We start from the raw sequence: 19,788 nt of genomic DNA, 5'->3' as shown, positions 1-19,788 counted from the left end.
TAGTTGCTTTGAGTCAATAAAATTAATATTCAGAAGAATTGTGATATAAATCTTATTAATTAATTTAACAAATATTAAAATATTATGGCTGGAAGTTTAAATAAAGTATTATTAATTGGTCGTTTGGGCGCAGACCCTGAAATTAAACAAATGGTAAACGGAAAGAGTGTAGCTAGACTAAGTCTTGCAACCAGTCAAACATGGAAAGATAAAAATACTGGTGAAAGAAAAGAAAAAACTGAATGGCACCGTATAGTTGTATTCAATGAAGGATTGGTAAATGTTGTTCAACAATATTTAAAAAAGGGCGCACAAGTTTATGTAGAGGGACAACTGACAACACGTAAATGGAAAGATGAACAATCTGGCCAGGATAAGTATTCAACAGAAATTGTTATACAAGGTTACAATTCTTCACTTACAATGTTAGGTGGAGGAAATACAGGTGGTGGAATTCAGAATGACACAACTCAACAAAACAATATTGAGGATTCTTCTCAAGTGTCAAATGATATGGATGACGAAATACCATTTTAATTTCTATGCAAAAAACTGAAGAACCAAAAGATAAGAATATTAATCTAATCTCTATGCATGACGAGATGAGCTCGTCTTATTTGTCTTATGCTATGAGTGTTATTGTAAGTCGTGCATTACCTGATGTAAGAGATGGATTAAAACCAGTTCATAGAAGAATTCTTTATGCAATGTACAAAGGTGGTTATGATTGGTCTAAACAATTCAGAAAATCAGCAAGAATAGTCGGGGATGTAATTGGTAAATATCATCCTCATGGTGATCAATCAGTATATGACGCTTTAGTTAGGATGGTGCAAGATTTTTCAATGAGCTTACCTTTAGTTCAAGGACAAGGTAATTTTGGATCCATAGATGGTGATCCAGCTGCTGCTATGAGGTATACCGAAACAAGATTATCAAAAGTTTCACAATATTTGATTGATGATATCGAAAAAAATACGATTAGTTTTAAAAGTAATTATGATGAAACAGAGAAAGAACCTAGCGTATTACCTGCACAATTTCCAAATTTGTTAGTTAATGGGGCTGGAGGTATAGCTGTTGGAATGGCAACTAGTATTCCTCCTCATAATCTAGGTGAGATAATTGATGGAACTTTAGCTTTAATAGACAATAAAGATATTAAAATAAAAGAGCTAATGAAACATATTCCAGGACCAGATTTTCCTACTGGAGGAGTAATAATCGGCAAAGATATAATTAAACAGGGTTACAACAATGGTAGAGGCTCATTTAAAATTAGAGGTGAAGTATCAGTTGAAAGCTTAAAGAATGGTAGAGATAGATTAGTAATTACTTCGATTCCATACCAAGTAAATAAAGCTGTACTAAATGAAAGAATTGCACAATTAGTTAGAGAAAAGAAAATTGAAGGTATTAAAGATATAAGAGACGAGTCTAATAGAGAAGGTATAAGAGTTGCTATTGATTTAAGAAACGGTGTTGAACCAGAAACAATTAAAAGACAACTTTACAAAAACACTCAAATAGAGAGTTCTTTTGGTTTTAACACTTTAGCAATAGTAGAAGGAAAACCAAAAACATGTACATTAAAAGAATTTCTTTCTAATTTTTTATCTTTTAGAGAAGATGTAGTAATCAAAAAAACAAAATTTGATCTTCAAAAAGCAGAGGAAAGAGCTCATATCTTAATTGGTCTATCTGTTGCAGTAGAAAACTTAGATAAAATTATAAAAATCATTAGATCTTCCAAAACACCTGAGGATGCAAAAAATGCTATACTTAGAACTAAATGGAAAATAAACAAATCACAAAAGCTAATTTCTTTAGTAGAGGGAAAAAAAGGTAAAAATATTTATTCTTTATCTGAACCACAGGTTTTAGCTATCTTAGAATTAAGGTTACAGAAATTAACAGCTCTTGGTATCAATGAAATTGAAGTTGAGATTAAAAAATTAGCTGAGTTAATTGCAAAATATAAAAAAATTATATCATCTAAAAAAGAGCTTTTGAGAGTAATAAGCGAAGAATTGAAAAATATTAAAGAAAAATTTGCTGTTCCTAGAAGAACTAAAATTATTGATGCGGTATTAAATTACGACATCGAGGAAACAATTCAAAAACAATCTGTAATTATTACAGTAACTTTGCAAGGGTATATTAAAAGAGGCTCATTAAATAACGTGAAACAACAAAAAAGAGGTGGTAAAGGTAAATCGGGTATTACCACCAGAGATCAAGACTCTGTAATACAAACTCTTTCGGTAAATACGCATACATCAGTTTTATTTTTTTCTACAGAAGGGCTCGTTTATAAAATTAAAGCTTGGAAAATACCCGAAGGATCATCGGCTTCAAAAGGTAAATCTTTATTCAATATACTTCCATTAAAAAGTCACCAATCCATTAGTTCAATTATGCCAATGCCTGATGAAGATACAGATTCAAGAAATTATCAAATTATTTTTGCAACAGCGCAAGGTAAAGTTAGAAAAAATAGTTTAGAAGATTTCTCTTCCATTAATGCTTCAGGAAAAATTGCAATGAAACTTGATAACAACGATAAAATTGTTGGAGTAAAAATTTGTAAAGATAATCAAGATATAATTCTAAGTACTAGATTTGGTAAATGTATCCGTTTCGAAGCTAGAAAACTAAGAGTATTTAAGGGAAGATCTTCAAAAGGAATTAAAGGAATTGAACTCGCAACTGGTGATCAAATTGTTTCGTTGTCCGTTATTGATAACGATAAATTAAGTAAAAATGGAAAAAAATCAAAAGAAGAAAAATCAGAATTAAAAGCAAAAGAAAAATTTGTTTTAGCAATAAGTGAAAATGGTTATGGTAAAAAGACTTCTCATATAGACTACAGAGTTACTAACAGAGGAGGAAAGGGCATTATTGGAATTATAAATTCACCAAGAAATGGAAATATAACATCATCTTTTCCTGTTTTTGAAGGTGATGAAATTTTAATATCTACGAATAAAGGAAGAGTTATTAGAGTAGCGGTTAAAGAAATTAGAACTGCAAGTAGAAATACCCAGGGTGTAAGAATAATAAAATTATCTGGTGATGAAAAAGTTGTTTCTGCAATTAAAATTGATGATAATTTAATTTAATGCGTAAAATTGCTATTTATCCAGGAACTTTTGATCCAATTACTTATGGTCATATAGATGTTATTAAAAAAGCACTAAAGCTTTTTGATAAAATAGTAGTTGGTGTTTCGGATGTAAGTAATAAAAATTATTTATTCTCTTCAGAAGAAAGAATAGAAATTGTAAATAAAGCTTTATTCAAGGATTTAAAATTAAATAAAAAAAAAATTATCGTTGTTTCCTTTGGTTCATTAACTACAGATTTGTGCAAAAAATATAAATCAAATATCATATTGCGTGGCTTAAGAGCTGTATCTGATTTTGAATATGAATTTCAACTTGCAGGAATGAATAGAAAGCTTAACCAAAATATTGAAACAATTTTTTTAATGTCAGATATAGAAAATCAAATTATATCTTCTAGATTTGTTAAAGAAATTGTAAAATTAAATGGAAATATTAAAAAATTTACTACCAAAAGCACAATAAAATCTTTAAAAGAAAAATATGAATAGAATTTTATCGTACATATTTATTTTATTTTTTATTAGTGCAAATCAATTAATAGCTGAGGAGAATATAATGATTTTAAAACTTAAAGATGGTGATGTAAAAATTGAATTATTTGAGGACGTGGCACCAAACCATGTCAAAAGAATTAAAGAGTTAGCTAATAGTGGAAAATATGATAACGTTGTATTTCATAGAGTTATAGATGGTTTCATGGCCCAAACAGGTGATGTTAAATTTGGAAATTCAGAGTCTAAGGAATTTGACTTAAGAAGAGCAGGTATGGGTGGATCTGATATGCCTGATTTAGAGCAAGAGTTTAATAGTTTACCTCATGACAGAGGCACATTATCTATGGCTAGAGCTCAAGATCCAAATAGTGCAAATAGCCAGTTTTTTATTTGCTTTCAACCTGCTCCTTTTTTAGACAGACAGTATACTGTTTTTGGTAAAGTTGTTGAAGGAATGGAGTTTGTAGATAAAATTAAAAGAGGTGACCAAAATAATAACGGCGCTGTAACAGATCCTGATAAAATTATAAGCTTTAAATCTTTGTAAAATATTAAATGGCATTAAAAAATTTTGCCTTTAAAGTTTTAAACAAGGATAAATTTGCTAGACGAGGTGTTATAGAAACTCATAGAGGTGAGGTTAATACTCCAGCATTTATGCCAGTTGGCACACAAGCAACAGTTAAAGCTTGTACAATCGACGATATAAAGAAAACTGGATCAGAAATAATACTATCTAATACATATCATTTAATGATCCGTCCTGGAGTGGAAAGAATTCAGTCTACGGGCGGTTTACATGAGTTTATGAATTGTGATTTACCAATACTTACAGACTCGGGCGGTTTTCAAGTAATGTCTCTATCAAAGTTAAATAAAATAGATCGTGAAAAAGGAGCAATATTTAATTCACACGTTGATGGAAAAAAATTTTATTTAAGCCCTGAAGAAAGTATTAGGATTCAATTAGGCTTAAACTCAGATATTGTAATGATAATGGATGAGTGTCCAAAAAAAACTGAAGATTATAATTTAATAAAAAAATCTATGGATCTATCTTTGTATTGGGCTGAAAGATCTAAAAAGGCATTTGGATATAATCCTCACAAAGGTTTATTTGGAATTATTCAAGGAGGATTATTTAAAGATTTAAGATTAAAATCACTTGAAGGTCTTACAAACATTGGATTTGATGGCTATGCAGTCGGAGGATTAGCTGTAGGTGAAACTCAGGAGGAAATGTTTACTACTTTGGATGGTATTAAAGAGCATTTGCCAGAGGAAAAACCTCATTATTTAATGGGAGTTGGTACACCTACGGATATTTTAGGAGCTGTAAAAAGAGGTATAGATATGTTTGATTGCGTTCTTCCAACTAGATCTGGTAGAACAGGCCTTGCTTTTACTTGGAATGGACGGGTAAATATTAAAAATAATAAATATCAACATGATAACACTCCTTTAGATCCTAATTGTGAAAATTTAAATTTAAATAAATATTCAAAAAACTATTTAAATCATTTGTTTAATACCAATGAAATATTAGCATCAATGTTATTAACACTTCATAATATAAATTTTTATCAAGAATTAATGTCTGAAATCAGAAAAAGTATTATGAATAACACCTTCGATGATTTTCACGATAAATACATTGATAAGTTGTAGTTATATTAACTGTGCTATTATGTGTACAACTTTACAATAAAAACCCCTCATTTATAACGAATTCTTTTTATAAAAATTACATTGAACGAATTGAAATATTAAAATTTATCTGTATACAAACCATATTCATTTTCATAAAAATGAATCTTTGTGGGCCGTTAGCTCAGTTGGTAGAGCAATTCCCTTTTAAGGAATGGGTCGATGGTTCGAGTCCATCACGGCTCACCACTATTTGAATTTAACTTATTTCAATCGGTGGATAATCAAGAATTACCTCATTCATCCAATCATTTAACTGTTTAATTCTTGTATCAGATGAAGGATGAGTGCTCATAAATTGAGGAGGTTCTTTGCCTTTATTAAATTCTTTCATTCTTTCCCAAATTTTAACCGTCTCTCTAATATCATATCCTGATAAAGACGAAAAAATCATGCCAAGATAATCAGCTTCGCTTTCTTGTTTTCTATTAAATGGATTCATTAATCCAATTTGAGATAGCAGGCCAACTGTATCCATTCCAGTGGTTCTGTTGATATCTGATAATATACCTCCACTTGCAATATCAATAATTCTTGTACCTGTGTTAAGTAAAACTCCTCTACTTGCTCTTTCTACAGAATGTTTGGCAACAGCATGAGCAACTTCATGTCCCATGACTGCTGCAAGACCATTAGTATTTTTTGTTACATCAAGTATACCTGTATAAACTGCAATTTTACCTCCAGGCATACACCAAGCATTTCTAACTTTTTTATTATCAATTAATATATATTCCCAATCAAAGTTAGCAGTTGGATCATTTAAATTAGATCTATAGAAATATTCACTTATTGAATCTTCCATTTTTTTTCCAATTTCTTTTATTTCATTTAAAGTTTTTGTGTCATCACTCATTTTCTCTTTTTCTTTAACTTTCTCATAAATTTGAGCAGCTTGAGCATTTAATTTAGCTTCTGGTATTAATTTTAATTGTTTTCTATCAGTAATTGGAGCACTTGTGCATGAATGTAGAAGTATGCTTCCACAACCACATCCAACATATGTTAAAAATTTTCTTCTATTCATTTCATTCTAAAATTGGTAATAATTTATCATTATGAATCTTAATAATAAAATTTTAGTATTATTATTTATCATTGCAATAATTTTTGTTACATATTCTAGTTATAGTTAATAAATGAAAGAAACCAAAAAGAAACCTATAAAAAAAAGAGAAATTATAGGTCTATGGTTTTATATTTTATCTTTAAAAATTAGGAATTATTTTTTTACTGGTGTTGTTGTTTTAATACCAATAGGACTAACTATTTATTTAAGTAAATTTTTAATAAATACGTCTTCAAAAATTTTACCGTCTCAAATAAATCCTAATTATTATTTACCATTTAATATTCCCGGCCTAGAGATAATTATTTCAATTATTTTCATAACAATCATTGGATTTATATCTTTATCTTATTTGGGGAAAAAATTTCTTCAGTTAATAGACAGTTTATTTAAAAAAATACCACTCCTAGGAACTTTTTGGTCTGCAATTAAACAAATGTCACAATCATTTAAAGAAAGTGGCAGTAAAAGTAAGAGTGTTGTTCTTGTTGAATATCCAAGAAAAGGTGTATGGGCTGTAGGTTTTGCTACTAAAGAAAATTCTGGAGAAATTGCTGAAAAAACAAATCAAAAATTAATTAATGTATTTGTTCCAACAACTCCAAATCCAACAAGTGGTTTTTTGCTAATGTTTCCAAAAGATGACATTATATTTTTAAACATGACTTTTGAAGAAGCTTCAAAATTTATTGTATCAGCTGGCACAACAACAACTGAAAAAAATTAAGCTATATCGTTAATTATATCTGCTCTGTCGTACAATTTAATTAATGGTTTAAACTTACTTAAATTTTCATTTTCAAGTTCAATTCTTTTTATTTCTTTTTCAGCTAATTCAAATAAGTCACTATTCTGAATTTGGTCAGCTAATTTAAAATTTTTAACTCCACTTTGTTTAAAACCCAATATATCACCAAAACCCCTGATCTTCATATCTTCCTCAGAAATAACAAATCCATCATTAGTTTCTTTTAATATGTTTATTCTTTTTTTAGCATTTTCACTCAAATTTGACTTAAACATCAAAATACAAGTTGCTTCTTTCTCTCCACGACCAACTCTACCTCTTAATTGGTGAAGCTGAGATAGGCCAAACTTATTTGCATTTTCAATTACAATTACATTGGCATTTGGAAAATCTATTCCGACCTCGATAATGGTCGTAGATACTAATATTTTAAATTCTTTATTTAAAAATCTTTTTAAAATTTCATCTTTTTCATTTATATCTGTTTTTCCATGAAGAATAGAGACTTGTTTAGGGAATAATTTTTTTAAATATTCAAATTTTTGAATTGCAGAAGTATGATCTAATTTTTTAGACTCCTCAATTAATGGACAGACCCAAAATATTTGATTTCCTGAATTAATTTCTTTTTTTATAAATTTAATTACATCATCAATTTTACTTTCTAATTTACTGTAAGTTTTTATCATTTTACGGTTTTTAGGTTTTTCTCTAATAATTGATAAATCCATATCACCATAAATTGTCATTGTTAAAGTTCGTGGAATAGGTGTGGCAGTCATCAATAATACATCACAATCATTCCCACCTTTGTCAGATAATCTTTTTCTTTGATTAACACCAAACTTATGTTGTTCGTCAATAATAATTAATCCTAATTTTTTAAATTTAACTGTTTTTTGAAAAATAGCATGAGTACCAAAAATTATATTAATCTTATTATTTATTAGTTCATTGAGGATTAATTTTTTTTCTTTGTAGCTAGATTTACCAGAAATTAACTCTGTTGATATGTTTGATGGAAAAATTTTTTTTGCTAAATTATAATGTTGTCTTGCTAATATTTCAGTAGGGGCCATAACAGCTACTTGAAAACCAGAATTGATAGTATTGAATGCAGCTAATAATGAAACAATTGTTTTTCCACTTCCAACATCTCCTTGTAATAATCTAAACATTTTAGTTGAGGATGATAAATCCTCATTAATTTCATTAATTGATTTGATCTGATCATTAGTTAATGAAAAATCTAATTTATTAATAAGTTGTTTTTGTTTATTTAAATTAATAATTTTATTTTTTTTCTTAACTTTTTTAATTTTTTTTCTTATTTCTGAATTAACTAAAAATGTTGCAAATATTTCATCAAAGGCAAGTCTTTGATAAAAATGATCTTTGTATTTTCCTATATTTTCATGCTTGTGTAATTCTCTAATAGCATCATTCCAATTGATATTATTGAATTTATTTAAAATTTTACTTGAGTGCCATTCTTTTAAGTTCGGTAATTTATCTATTATTTGTTTTATGATTTTATTATAAATTTTCTCAGAAATTCCCTCAGTTAATGAATATTTATTATGAACTTGTTTAATTAAACTTGAGTCCTCCGATACATATTTAGGATTGGTTATTTGATATTTATTTTTAAAGTAGCCAATTTTCCCACTTACAGTTATTTCTTTTCCTAAAGGTAATATTTTTTTAATATATCCCTCATAACTATTAAAAAAAACACAATCTAGCTCACCTGTTTCGTCAGAACACTTAACTCTATTTGGTAATTTTCTAATTCTTGGAAACAAATATTTATTTGCTACAACAGTAACAGTTTGATTTTCACCGATCTTTAAATCTTTTACTTTTGTTGATAAACTTCTATCTGTATAAGCCTTTGGAAGTTTCCAAAGTAAATCAAAAATATTATTTATATTCTTTTTCTTAAGTAAATTTGTTGTTTTTGCACCAACGCCATTTAAAACTGTTAGGTCAGATAATAAATATTCAAAATTAGTTTTATTATCCATGATAAATTAATTATATTCTAATAATGAGCCTCAATATAGATGAATTAAAAAAAAAAATTATTTATCGTTCCAATTATCGAGGTACCAAGGAGATGGATAAGCTCTTAGGTAAATTTGTAAAAAAATACATCAATGATTTGCAAAAAGAGGATTTAATCGATCTAGATAAATTTCTTAATATTGATGACACAAATTTGTATAATTTCTATAATGGTTTTGATACTGAATTCGAAATAGAAAAAAACAATATAAGCTTATTGTTCAAAAATTTTAAATATTAAGTTGATGGCGGAGAGACTGGGATTCGAACCCAGGAAAGAGTTGCCCCTTTGCCGGTTTTCAAGACCGGTGCTTTCAACCACTCAGCCATCTCTCCGTGAGCAAGGTTTTATAATTATAATTATTTAATTCAACCATAAAATAGTCGAAAAAAACTCATTAACGATTAATATCAAAGCTACATGAACAAAGAATTTAATAAAGGCCTTTTACTTGCTGGATTTGGATCTTTTTGGTGGGGTTTTTTTGGGGTTTTATATTTTAAATATATTACTTTTATTGGTTATATAGAACTAGTAGTCCACAGATGTTTATGGACTACTTTGACTTTAATATTAACAACTTTCTTTTTTTCAAAGTGGGATATTTTTTTTAAGATAATTAAAAGTAAACAAAATTTAATTTACCTTTTTATTTCAGGTTTTTTGATTTTTATGAATTGGGGCGTTTGGATTTATGCTATTGCTACTAATAGAATTATAGATGCTAGTTTTGGTTATTTTATAATGCCAATTTTAAGTGTTCTTCTTGGTTATATTTTTTTTAAAGAAAAATTAAATAATAAAAGAATATTTTCAATTACCTTAGTTATTTTATCAATTTTGTATTTAATTTTTGTAAGTTTAAAATCGCTTCCCTGGGTCGGTATACTTGTAGCACTAAGTTGGGGCTTTTATAATTTAGTAAGAAAAAAGGTTAATGTTGATACTGATATTGGACTTTTAATAGAAAGTTTATTTATATTACCAATTGCAATTGTTGCTTTCTACCTCATTGCAGTTAATGGTTACAATAATTTCTCGTTATCCAACCCTCCAATGATGTTAATAATATTGTTGGCAGGTCCAATGACAGTAATCCCTTTATTTTTATATGTAAGAGGAGTTGAATTATGTGGGTTAGGTCCGACTGGGATGATTTTCTATATCACACCAACTCTTCAATTTTTACTAGGTTTTTTTTATTACGATGAAGTTTTCTCATTTAATAAACTAGTAAGTTTCATTTTAATCTGGATTGCTGTAATAATATATTTGAGAGATTTATATGAAACTAATTAAACTTATACTGATTTTATCTCTTTTTTTTCATTCAAACACTTTAGCAGATATCAATATAGAATTCGAAAAATGGAAAAATAATTTCAAAAAAATTGCTCTAGAAAATAATATTTCTGAAGCAACATTTGATCTAGTTATGTCTAATACTAAGTTTTTACCCGATGTAATTAAATATGATAGATATCAACCAGAATTTTATGAAGATACAAAAACATACATATCAAAAAGAACCTCTGACCAAAAAGTAAAAAAAGGAAAAAAACTTTATATAGATAATTTAAATTTAATTACCTCTGTTGAAAATGAATTTAACATAGAAAAAGAACTTCTCTTATCATTAATGGGTATAGAAACAAATTTTGGAACTTATGTTGGTAAAATGGACATTCTTTCTTCACTAGCTACATTAAGTTTTGACAAAAGAAGATCAGAATTTTTTACCAAAGAACTTTTAATACTTTTAAATTTAATTGAGAAAAATCAAATTGATTATAAAACATTATATGGATCTTGGGCGGGTGCTTTTGGTTACTTCCAATTTATGCCTTCTACTATGAAAAATTATGCAACAGATTATGATGGCAATGGTTCAATAAATTTAAAAAGTAACCCTGATGCGTATGCTTCAGCGAGTAATTATTTAAAGAAAATAGGTTGGAAATCTAATGAACCATGTTTTTATAGAATTGATTTAAACAATGATATTCCAAAAAAATATTTAAATATTTCTGCAAAAAAATTACATGATAAGAAACAATTAAAGTTTTTTAGACAATACATTCAGAACAATTCAATTATTTCAAATAATTATGATGAATTAGAAGTTGCAATAATAACACCAGATAAAGATATAATTCCTGATGCGGAAACATTAAATCCAGCTTATGTGGTATTTAATAATTATGAAATAATTTTACAATGGAATAGATCTTTAAGATTTGCTTTAGCCGTCTGCACATTGAAGGATAAATTCAAAGATGAACTTTAAAATAATATTGCAATTATTGTTGTTTATTATTTTTATTGGATGCAAACAATTAGAAACAACTCAAAAAAAAACTATTAAGACAGAACCAGATACATCTACAGCAGAAACAACTTTAAAATCTTCAGATGAAGATGAAGAAGATAGTTCTAAATATATTTTTGATAGAGAGTATACCAACCAAGGCTTTGCATTAATTTACGACGAAAATCTTTTTAATAAAAAAAGTATTTCAAAAAAACTCGATAACAGAGGTTTGTTTATTTTTCATACCAAAATTAGAAAAAATTCTTTTGTGAAAATTACTAACCCTGAAAATACAAAAACTGTTATTGCGCAAGTGATATCTAATAAAGCAATTTTTTCAAATTTTTATAATTCAGTAATCTCCAAAAGAATTGTTGATGAATTATTGCTTGATGAAAATGAACCCTATGTTGAATTATCTCTAATTTCTAATGAATCAACTTTTGTAGCAAAAAAAGCTAAAACGTTTGATGAAGAAAAAAAAGTAGCTCAAAAGGCTCCTGTGGATGGAATAACCATAGATAATTTAGGAACTGTAGAGAAAAAGGAATTGCCTAAGACTTCTCAAAGTAATTTTCTATATTCAATTAAAATTGCAGATTTTTATTATAAAGATTCAGCTGAAAATATGATCCAAAGAATTAAGGATGAAACAAAGATAACAAATCCTGTTATAAAAAAATTATCTCAAACAAAATATAGGGTATTATTAGGTCCATTTAATGATATAAAAAAAATTCAAGAGTCATTTGACGAAATAGAAAAACTAAATTTTGAAAACCTAAAAATTATTAAAGATGTTTAAAAAATTAAATTTAATTATTTTAATATTCATTTTATTTGCATCTAAATCATTTGCTAATTTTGATGTGAAAGCAAAAACTGCAATAATTCAAGATTATCATTCTGGTGAAATTCTTTTTGAAAAAGAAGCGGACTTATCAATTTATCCTGCGTCCATGACGAAAATCATGACCTCAATCATTGCCTTTGACTTAATTAAGTCAGGAGATTTAAGTATGGATGAAAAATTTATCATTTCAGAAAAAGCTTGGCGATTATCTACATCAGGTTATTCCTCAATGTTTATTATGGTAGGTGATGAGGTTTCTGTCGAAAATTTACTAAAAGGTATAATCATAGCATCCGGTAATGACGCTTGTATTGCATTAGCTGAAGGTATAGCGGGTACTGAAGAAGAGTTTGCAATCTTAATGACAGCAAAAGCTAAAGAGTTAGGAATGGACAATACAAACTTTTCTAATTCATCAGGAATTAATCACCCTGATAATAATTCAACAGTTAGAGACATAATGATCATGTCTAGATACTTAATTAAAGAACATCCAGAATTTTATAAAATGTTTGCTGAAAAAGAATTTACTTGGGATAGAACAGGAGGAGATCCAATAACACAAGGTAATAGAAATCCTTTGCTATATAAAAATCTTGGAGCAGATGGTATCAAAACTGGTTATTTAGCTGTAGAAAAATATTCATTAGCTTCGTCTATAGAGAGAAATGGAAGAAGATTAATTGCTGTTGGCAGTGGTTTTAATTCAAAAAACGCCAGATCAAAAGAAAGTACTAAAATGTTAACTTATGGACTTACAAATTTTGATTTAGTTAAAATTACTGAAGCTAATAAACCTTTTCAAAAAATTGACGTATGGTTGGGAAAAGAAGATACAGTTGATGTTTATACAAATGAAGATATTTACAAAACTATTAAAAAGGCCAAAAAAAAATTATTAAAGGTTTCTGTAAATTATGATGGTCCTGTAGAAGCACCAATAAACAAAGATCAAAAAGTTGCAACATTAAAAGTAGTTTATGACCAAGAATTAGTAGGTGAGTATGATTTGCTTGCTTTAAAAGAAATTAAAAAAGTAAATTTCTTTTCTAGATTGCTTAAATCATTAAACTACTTAATTTGGGGCGATGTCTAAGAAGCCAATAATTGTTTTTGAAGGTATAGAAGGCAGTGGCAAAAGTCATCATATTAAAATTGTTTCAAGGTATTTAGACAAAAATAAAGTTAAATATTTAAAAATCAGAGAACCAGGAGGGAGTTTAAATTCTGAAAAAATTAGAAAATTAATATTAAATAAGAAATCCAATTTTAATGTAAAAACTGATTTACTTTTATATCTAGCTGCCAGAAGTGAAAATATTAATCTTATTAAAAAATATTATAAAAAAAGAGTTATCTTAATTGATAGATTTATAGACTCTACAATTGCATATCAACATTATGGTATGGGTGTTGATATTAAAATTATAAATATAATTAATAAATATTTATTAAAAAATATTAAGGTTAATTTTACATTTCTTAATGTTGTAAATAAAAAAAATCTTTTCTTAAGATTAAAAATGAGAAAATCTTTAAATAGATATGATCAATTTAATACCAGTTTCTATAACAAAGTTCAAAATGGATTTCTTAAGATGTCAAAACTAAATAAGAAAAAATACAAGATAATTGATTCAAATTTAGATATTAAGAAAAATGAAAAATTAATTATCAATCATGTTAAAAAATTAATTAAATGAGACTAAATTCTTCTACACAACTTAATTTGTTCAAACATCAAGAGATTTTCAACCATTTATCTAAATTATATTTAAATAATAAATTACCAAATAAAATTCTTTTATCTGGTGAAAAGGGTATTGGTAAAGCAACATTAGGTTATCATCTAATAAACTTTGTATTATCAGAAAATGAAGAACATTCTTATGATGTTGAAAATAATAAAATTAATTTAGAAAATAAATCATTCAAACTTATACAAAATAAATCTAATCCAAATTTTAATCTTATAGACGTAGCTGAAGATAAAAAAAACATTGATATAAATCAAATAAGAGAATTAATTGTTAATCTAAATAAATCTTCATTTAATAATAAAAAAAGATTTGTTTTAATAGATAATATAGAATTATTAAATTTGAATTCTACTAATGCATTACTAAAAGTCTTGGAAGAACCTAACGAAAATATTAATTTTATCTTAATTAATAATAATAAAAGAGTTTTACCAACTCTTAAATCTAGATGTTTAAATTTCAAAATTTTTCTAACGAATGCTCAATCTATTGAAATTGTTAATAAATTAATAAACGATGATGTTTATAATTTTATAAATCAAGATTTAGTAAATTACTTTACAACACCAGGTAAATTATATGAATTATTAAATCTTGCAGAAAACTTTGATTTAAATCTTAAGGATTATAATTTAGACACTTTTTTGCAAAGTCTAATATCAAGTAAGACTTACAAAAAAAACAAACCAATTATTCAATTAATCTATTCTTTTATTGAAGTTTATTTTAGAAACAATATATCTACGAAAAATATTAAATTATTTCACCATTATCATTACTTTTTAAAAAAAATTAATGATACTAAAATTTATAATTTAGACGAAGAGACATTATTTATGGAATTTGAAGATAAAGTTTTAAATGGATAAAAATTTTTATATTACAACACCTATTTACTATCCATCAGCTAAACCTCATATGGGTCACGCCTACTCAAGTATAGCTGCTGATTTTTTTGCAAGATTTAAAATCATTGATGATTATGTAGTACATTTTTTAACCGGTACAGATGAGCATGGTTTAAAAATTCAAAGATCAGCTGAACGAGCAGGGGAGACTCCTCAAAAATTTTGTGATCAAATAAGCAAAACTTTTCGAGATCTTTCAGATACTCTAAATTTATGCAACACTGATTTTATTAGAACAACCGAAGAGAGGCATAAAAAAACAGTGCAATATCTTTGGTCTGAACTTGAAAAGAATGATGATATTTATCTATCAAATTATTCTGGTTGGTATTCAGTATCAGATGAAGCTTTTTATAGCGAAGATGAGATAGAAGAAATAGATGGTAAAAAAATAGCTATATCATCAAAATCACCTGTCGAATGGATTGAAGAAGAGTCGTATTTTTTTAGACTCTCAAAATGGGAAAAACCTCTTTTAAAATATTATGAAGATAATCCTGATTTTATTTATCCAGAGTCTCGACGAAATGAAGTTATTAGTTTTGTAAAAAGTGGTCTAAAAGATCTATCAGTTAGTAGGAAAAGTTTTTCATGGGGTATACCAGTTCCAAGTAATAAAAATCATGTAATTTACGTTTGGCTAGATGCACTTGCAAATTATTTAAGCGCACTAAATTACCCAAATAAAGATGATGAATTATTCAAAAAATTTTGGCCTGCATCAATGCATTTAATTGGCAAAGATATACTTAGATTTCATGCTGTTTATTGGCCAGCTTTTTTATTAGCTGCCAAGATTGAAGTACCAAAAAGAGTTTATGGTCATGGTTGGATTTTATCCGGAGAGGAAAAAATGTCCAAATCTAAAGGGAATATTTTGGATCCATTAGAAATAATTGATGAGTATGGGTTAGATCCATTAAGATATTATCTAATCAAAGAAGTTTCTTTTGGCAATGATGGTAATATTTCTCAAGAAAGATTGGAAGATTGTATAAACAGTGATTTAGCAAATAACTATGGTAATTTATGTCAAAGAGTTACCGCTTTTGCGATCAAAAATTGTGATGGAAAAATTCCTTCTGAAATTAAATTTCTAGATGAAGATTTGTTAATTTTAGACAAGTATAAAAAAAATTTAGATAATATTAGATCTAAAATTGATCATCAAAATATTAACTTTTATATAGACTACATTGTTAATTCACTATTTGAGGCAAATAAATATTTTAATGATCAAGAACCGTGGAAAAAAAAAGATGACCAAATCAGATTAAACACAATTATCTATACTACATTAGAAATTGTTCGAAAAATAAGTTTCTTATTATATCCAATTATTCCAGAGTCTTCTTTAAAAGCACTAAAAATTTTTAATATTAATGAAGATCAAATAAAATTAAATTCCCTTACAGATAATGAGTATTTAACTAAAGGAAATAATATTAATAAAATTGATATATTATTTAAAAAAATAGAAAAAAATAATGATTGATTCCCATTGTCACTTAGATCACGAACCTTTGTTGAGTGATTTAACAAATGTTTTACAAAGGTCAAAAGATGTGGGTGTTGAAAAACTATTAACAATATCAACGTCTCATGAAAGTTTCTCTAGAGTTAAGGAACTAGTTTATAGAGATGAGATGATTTATGGTACAATTGGAATTCATCCACATGAAAGTTCTACAAACATAATTACTGCCAATGAAATTATTGATAACTTAAAAAATAACAAAAAAATTATAGGTATTGGTGAAACTGGATTAGATTTTTATTATAATAATAGTGAAAAAGATAAACAAATTGCCAGTTTTAAAGAACATATAGAAGCTTCAATAAAGACCAATGTTCCTCTAATTGTTCATTCAAGAAATGCTGAAGACGAAACATTTGAAATTCTAAATCAATATAAAGATGAGAATATTAAAATTTTAATGCATTGTTTTACTGGTTCAAAAGAATTTTCAGAAAAATTATTATCTTTAAATTCTTACTTTTCTGCTAGTGGAATAATTACTTTTAAAAATTCAGTTGATTTGCAAGAGACATTTAAATCAATCCCAAATGAAAATATTTTAATTGAAACCGATAGTCCCTTTTTAGCGCCAGTGCCAAATAGAGGAAAAAAAAATGAACCATCATTTATCAATTTTACAGCTGAAAAATTAGCTGAAATAAAGAATATTTCAAAAAAAGAACTGATAGAGATTACTACAAATAATTTTAATAAAATTTTTTTTAATTAACAAATATGAAATTTATTATTTTAGGCTGTGGTAGTTCAATGGGTGTACCAAGACCAGATGGTTTTTTTGGAAATTGTGACCCAAATAATAAAAAAAATTACAGAACAAGATGCTCAGCTTTATTGAAAACTACTAATGAAAATATACTAATAGATACTTCACCAGATTTAAGAGAACAACTTTTAAGACATAAAATTAAAAAAATAGATAAAGTTCTTTTTTCTCATATGCATGGAGATCAAACTCATGGAATTAATGATTTAAGATCTTTTTATATAAATAGCAGAAAACAAATTGATGTTTATGCGGATAGTGATACTTCAAAATATCTTAAAAATTCATTTTCATACATTTTCAAAAGTTACTCAAAAGAATATCCAGCAACATTAAATTTAAATAAATTGCCAAAAAATATTTATACAAGAAATAAAAATAAAAAAATTAATATTCAATCTATTACGGTTGAGCATGGTAAGGTTGATTCAAATTGTTTTATTATTGATAAAAAATTAGCTTATATCAGTGATGTAAGTAAAATTTTTAAAAAAGATTTCAAATATTTTAAAAACTTGAAATATTTAATAATTGATTGTTTATGGTACAATTTTCACCCATCACATTTCAACTTGGAAAGTTCACTTAATATAATCAAAATGTTCAATCCCAAAAAAGCTATTCTTACAAATTTATCACCAGTTTTAGATTATAAAGTACTTAAAAGGTTATTACCTAAAAATGTTATACCTGCTCATGATGGTTTAACTTTAGAATTATAAAATATTTTCAATTGATTTAATTAACTTTTTTGACATTGGTTTAGTAAAAGATGCAAATGTATCTTCAACTTTTCCTTCTTTGTTAATTAAAATTTTATGAAAATTCCATTTTGGAACAGCAGATTTACCATGATTATCTTTTGCCCATTTGAAAAGTTCATGAGCATTTTCTCCTTTAACTTCTGTGATTGTTGTTAGTGGAAAATTGATATTGAAATTTACTTCACAGAATTCTTTTACATCTGCATTATTTTTTTTTTCTTGATTAAAAGAGTTTGAAGGGACACCAAGAACAACTAATCCTTTGTCTTTATATAAATCCCATAATTCCTGCAATTCGTCATATTGTTTGGTGAAACCACAAAAACTAGCTGTATTAACTACTAGAATAACTTTATCTTTGTAATCATTTAAATTTATTGTTTCACCGGTTATGCTTTCAATTGTAAAATCATAAAACTTTTTTTCATAGTTTGCTGTTGCTGAGGTTTTAAAAAAAATCATAAATATAGAAAATAGAAATACTACTTTTTTCATTTCTTAGGTTTATTTGGAGTAAGTAATATTAAAAAATAACCAAATAAAGTAGATAGTAAAGAACCAGTCAAAACACCGATTTTTACACCATCCATATATTGCATGTTTTCAACGAAAGCTAAATTTCCTACAAACAAACTCATTGTGAAACCAATACCAGTAAGAACTCCAACTCCATAAAAATTGTACCAACTTGTATCGTTTGGCATTTGGGCTACTTTTAATTTTATTGATATATAAGAGAATATAAATACACCAAGTTGTTTTCCCAAGAATAGACCAAGTACAATACCTAATGGAACTTTATCTAACAATGAATCGAAAGATAAGCCTTCAAGAGAAACGCCTGCATTAGCAAACGCGAATAAAGGCATTATTCCAAAAGCAACATAAGGACTAATTGCATGTTCTATTTTTATTAATAAAGAAAAATCTTTGTCTTTTTTTCTATGTGGGATTGTCATAGCCAGCAAAACACCAGCAATAGTAGCGTGGATACCTGAGTTGTGAGTAAAATCCCAAAGGAAAAGCCCAACTACTAAATAAGGTAAGAATTTTTTAATATTAAATTTATTTATTAACAACAAAACAATAAAAGCTAACAGCATTAATGTTAAATACTTAATGCTTAAATCTCCAGAGTAGAATAGAGCAATTATTACTATTGCTCCTAAATCATCAATTATAGCTAATGCTGTTAAAAATACTTTTAATGATAAAGGGACTCTTTTTCCTAGTAATGACAAAACTCCTAAAGAAAAAGCAATATCTGTGGCTGATGGAATTGCCCATCCATTTAAAGTTTCACTATCGCCTAAATTAATAAAAACATAGAATAGTGCAGGAACCAACATTCCTCCTACAGCGGCTATAATTGGCAGTAAAGCCTGTTTAATATTTGAAAGTTCACCTTGTAGAAATTCTCTTTTTATTTCTAATGTAACAAAGAAAAAAAATATAGCCATTAAGGCGTCGTTGATCCAATGTAATACAGATAATTTTAGACCAAAATTATTAATACCTATAAATAAGTATTTATTTAAAGTAGCAAAATATAAATCTGCTAATCCTGAGTTACTTATAAATAATGCAATTATTGCAGCAAATAATAGAACAAGTCCGCTTGCAGCTTCTAATTTAAAAAACCATCTAAAAGGTTTAGATATATAATTAATCATAA

The 19,788-nt window shown here is 27.0% G+C and carries 20 protein-coding genes and 2 tRNA genes; 17 read left to right on the top strand and 5 right to left on the bottom strand.

Annotated elements, in window-relative coordinates:
- Window positions 1-84 precede the first annotated feature (84 nt).
- From ssb to ACTTA6_RS02575, 6 genes are all read left to right on the top strand, one after another.
- Window positions 85-537 carry a single-stranded DNA-binding protein gene (ssb, locus tag ACTTA6_RS02600; protein ID WP_262589214.1) on the top strand — a complete coding sequence of 151 codons (453 nt, stop codon included), beginning with the start codon at window positions 85-87 and terminating at the stop codon, window positions 535-537.
- A 5-nt stretch (window positions 538-542) separates the two neighbouring features.
- Window positions 543-3,122, top strand: a complete 2,580-nt coding sequence (gene gyrA / locus ACTTA6_RS02595) for a DNA gyrase subunit A (RefSeq protein WP_440614381.1) — start codon at window positions 543-545, stop codon at window positions 3,120-3,122.
- Window positions 3,122-3,616 carry a pantetheine-phosphate adenylyltransferase gene (gene coaD, locus ACTTA6_RS02590; protein ID WP_440614380.1) on the top strand — a complete coding sequence of 165 codons (495 nt, stop codon included), beginning with the start codon at window positions 3,122-3,124 and terminating at the stop codon, window positions 3,614-3,616. Before gyrA ends, coaD begins: the two co-directional genes overlap by 1 nt.
- Window positions 3,609-4,169, top strand: coding sequence for a peptidylprolyl isomerase (locus ACTTA6_RS02585; protein WP_262589211.1), 561 nt, complete (start codon window positions 3,609-3,611; stop codon window positions 4,167-4,169). Before coaD ends, ACTTA6_RS02585 begins: the two co-directional genes overlap by 8 nt.
- An 8-nt stretch (window positions 4,170-4,177) precedes the next feature.
- Window positions 4,178-5,290: a tRNA guanosine(34) transglycosylase Tgt gene (gene tgt / locus ACTTA6_RS02580; RefSeq protein ID WP_440614379.1), complete on the top strand. Its 1,113-nt coding sequence runs from the start codon at window positions 4,178-4,180 to the stop codon at window positions 5,288-5,290.
- Window positions 5,291-5,442: 152 nt separating this feature from the next.
- A tRNA-Lys gene (locus ACTTA6_RS02575) sits at window positions 5,443-5,518 on the top strand.
- A 10-nt stretch (window positions 5,519-5,528) separates the two neighbouring features.
- Here ACTTA6_RS02575 and ACTTA6_RS02570 read toward each other — a convergent pair.
- Window positions 5,529-6,356 (bottom strand): M48 family metallopeptidase, encoded by an 828-nt coding sequence (locus ACTTA6_RS02570; RefSeq protein ID WP_440614378.1) that lies wholly within the window; start codon window positions 6,354-6,356, stop codon window positions 5,529-5,531.
- Window positions 6,357-6,468: 112 nt separating this feature from the next.
- On the opposite strand from ACTTA6_RS02570, the gene ACTTA6_RS02565 reads away from it, so the two are divergent.
- The gene (locus ACTTA6_RS02565) at window positions 6,469-7,125 is read left to right on the top strand and encodes a DUF502 domain-containing protein (protein WP_440614377.1); all 657 of its coding nucleotides are present in this window, start codon (window positions 6,469-6,471) and stop codon (window positions 7,123-7,125) included.
- On the opposite strand, the gene recG is transcribed toward ACTTA6_RS02565, so the two are convergent.
- Window positions 7,122-9,173 (bottom strand): ATP-dependent DNA helicase RecG, encoded by a 2,052-nt coding sequence (gene recG, locus ACTTA6_RS02560; protein ID WP_440614376.1) that lies wholly within the window; start codon window positions 9,171-9,173, stop codon window positions 7,122-7,124. The genes ACTTA6_RS02565 and recG overlap by 4 nt on opposite strands.
- Before the next feature lie 23 nt (window positions 9,174-9,196).
- Here recG and ACTTA6_RS02555 point away from each other — a divergent pair, with 23 nt between their 5' ends.
- Window positions 9,197-9,454: a succinate dehydrogenase assembly factor 2 gene (locus ACTTA6_RS02555; protein WP_440614375.1), complete on the top strand. Its 258-nt coding sequence runs from the start codon at window positions 9,197-9,199 to the stop codon at window positions 9,452-9,454.
- Window positions 9,455-9,459: 5 nt separating this feature from the next.
- On the opposite strand, the gene ACTTA6_RS02550 is transcribed toward ACTTA6_RS02555, so the two are convergent.
- Window positions 9,460-9,549, bottom strand: a tRNA-Ser gene (locus tag ACTTA6_RS02550).
- Window positions 9,550-9,634: 85 nt separating this feature from the next.
- On the opposite strand from ACTTA6_RS02550, the gene rarD reads away from it, so the two are divergent.
- The 9 genes from rarD to ACTTA6_RS02505 are packed head-to-tail and all read left to right on the top strand — an operon-like array spanning window position 9,635 to window position 18,071.
- Window positions 9,635-10,513, top strand: a complete 879-nt coding sequence (gene rarD, locus ACTTA6_RS02545) for an EamA family transporter RarD (RefSeq protein ID WP_440614374.1) — start codon at window positions 9,635-9,637, stop codon at window positions 10,511-10,513.
- Complete coding sequence (locus ACTTA6_RS02540; protein WP_440614373.1) at window positions 10,500-11,501, top strand: lytic murein transglycosylase; 1,002 nt, start codon at window positions 10,500-10,502, stop codon at window positions 11,499-11,501. The genes rarD and ACTTA6_RS02540 overlap by 14 nt, the downstream gene beginning before the upstream one ends.
- On the top strand, window positions 11,491-12,330 hold the full coding sequence (locus tag ACTTA6_RS02535) for an SPOR domain-containing protein (protein ID WP_440614372.1): 840 nt from the start codon (window positions 11,491-11,493) through the stop codon (window positions 12,328-12,330). The genes ACTTA6_RS02540 and ACTTA6_RS02535 overlap by 11 nt, the downstream gene beginning before the upstream one ends.
- The gene (locus tag ACTTA6_RS02530) at window positions 12,323-13,474 is read left to right on the top strand and encodes a D-alanyl-D-alanine carboxypeptidase family protein (RefSeq protein ID WP_440614371.1); all 1,152 of its coding nucleotides are present in this window, start codon (window positions 12,323-12,325) and stop codon (window positions 13,472-13,474) included. The genes ACTTA6_RS02535 and ACTTA6_RS02530 overlap by 8 nt, the downstream gene beginning before the upstream one ends.
- Window positions 13,467-14,081 (top strand): dTMP kinase, encoded by a 615-nt coding sequence (gene tmk / locus ACTTA6_RS02525; protein WP_440614370.1) that lies wholly within the window; start codon window positions 13,467-13,469, stop codon window positions 14,079-14,081. Before ACTTA6_RS02530 ends, tmk begins: the two co-directional genes overlap by 8 nt.
- Complete coding sequence (locus tag ACTTA6_RS02520) at window positions 14,078-15,007, top strand: AAA family ATPase (RefSeq protein ID WP_440614369.1); 930 nt, start codon at window positions 14,078-14,080, stop codon at window positions 15,005-15,007. Before tmk ends, ACTTA6_RS02520 begins: the two co-directional genes overlap by 4 nt.
- Window positions 15,000-16,541, top strand: a complete 1,542-nt coding sequence (metG, locus tag ACTTA6_RS02515; RefSeq protein ID WP_440614368.1) for a methionine--tRNA ligase — start codon at window positions 15,000-15,002, stop codon at window positions 16,539-16,541. The genes ACTTA6_RS02520 and metG overlap by 8 nt, the downstream gene beginning before the upstream one ends.
- Window positions 16,534-17,295, top strand: coding sequence for a TatD family hydrolase (locus ACTTA6_RS02510; protein WP_440614367.1), 762 nt, complete (start codon window positions 16,534-16,536; stop codon window positions 17,293-17,295). The genes metG and ACTTA6_RS02510 overlap by 8 nt, the downstream gene beginning before the upstream one ends.
- Before the next feature lie 5 nt (window positions 17,296-17,300).
- A complete protein-coding gene (locus tag ACTTA6_RS02505; RefSeq protein WP_440614366.1) occupies window positions 17,301-18,071 on the top strand; it encodes an MBL fold metallo-hydrolase in 771 nt (256 codons plus the stop codon).
- Here ACTTA6_RS02505 and ACTTA6_RS02500 read toward each other — a convergent pair.
- Entirely contained in the window at window positions 18,066-18,608 is a 543-nt protein-coding gene (locus ACTTA6_RS02500) for a glutathione peroxidase (RefSeq protein WP_440614365.1), read from the bottom strand. The genes ACTTA6_RS02505 and ACTTA6_RS02500 overlap by 6 nt on opposite strands.
- Complete coding sequence (nhaA, locus tag ACTTA6_RS02495) at window positions 18,605-19,786, bottom strand: Na+/H+ antiporter NhaA (RefSeq protein ID WP_440614364.1); 1,182 nt, start codon at window positions 19,784-19,786, stop codon at window positions 18,605-18,607. The genes ACTTA6_RS02500 and nhaA overlap by 4 nt, the downstream gene beginning before the upstream one ends.
- Window positions 19,787-19,788: the final 2 nt, after the last annotated feature.

The sequence above is a fragment of the Candidatus Pelagibacter sp. HIMB1636 genome (genome assembly GCF_052047675.1).
Lineage (GTDB): Bacteria > Pseudomonadota > Alphaproteobacteria > Pelagibacterales > Pelagibacteraceae > Pelagibacter.
The sequence above is the reverse complement of the archived record's forward strand: the minus strand, read 5'-3'. Positions and strand labels throughout refer to the sequence as shown.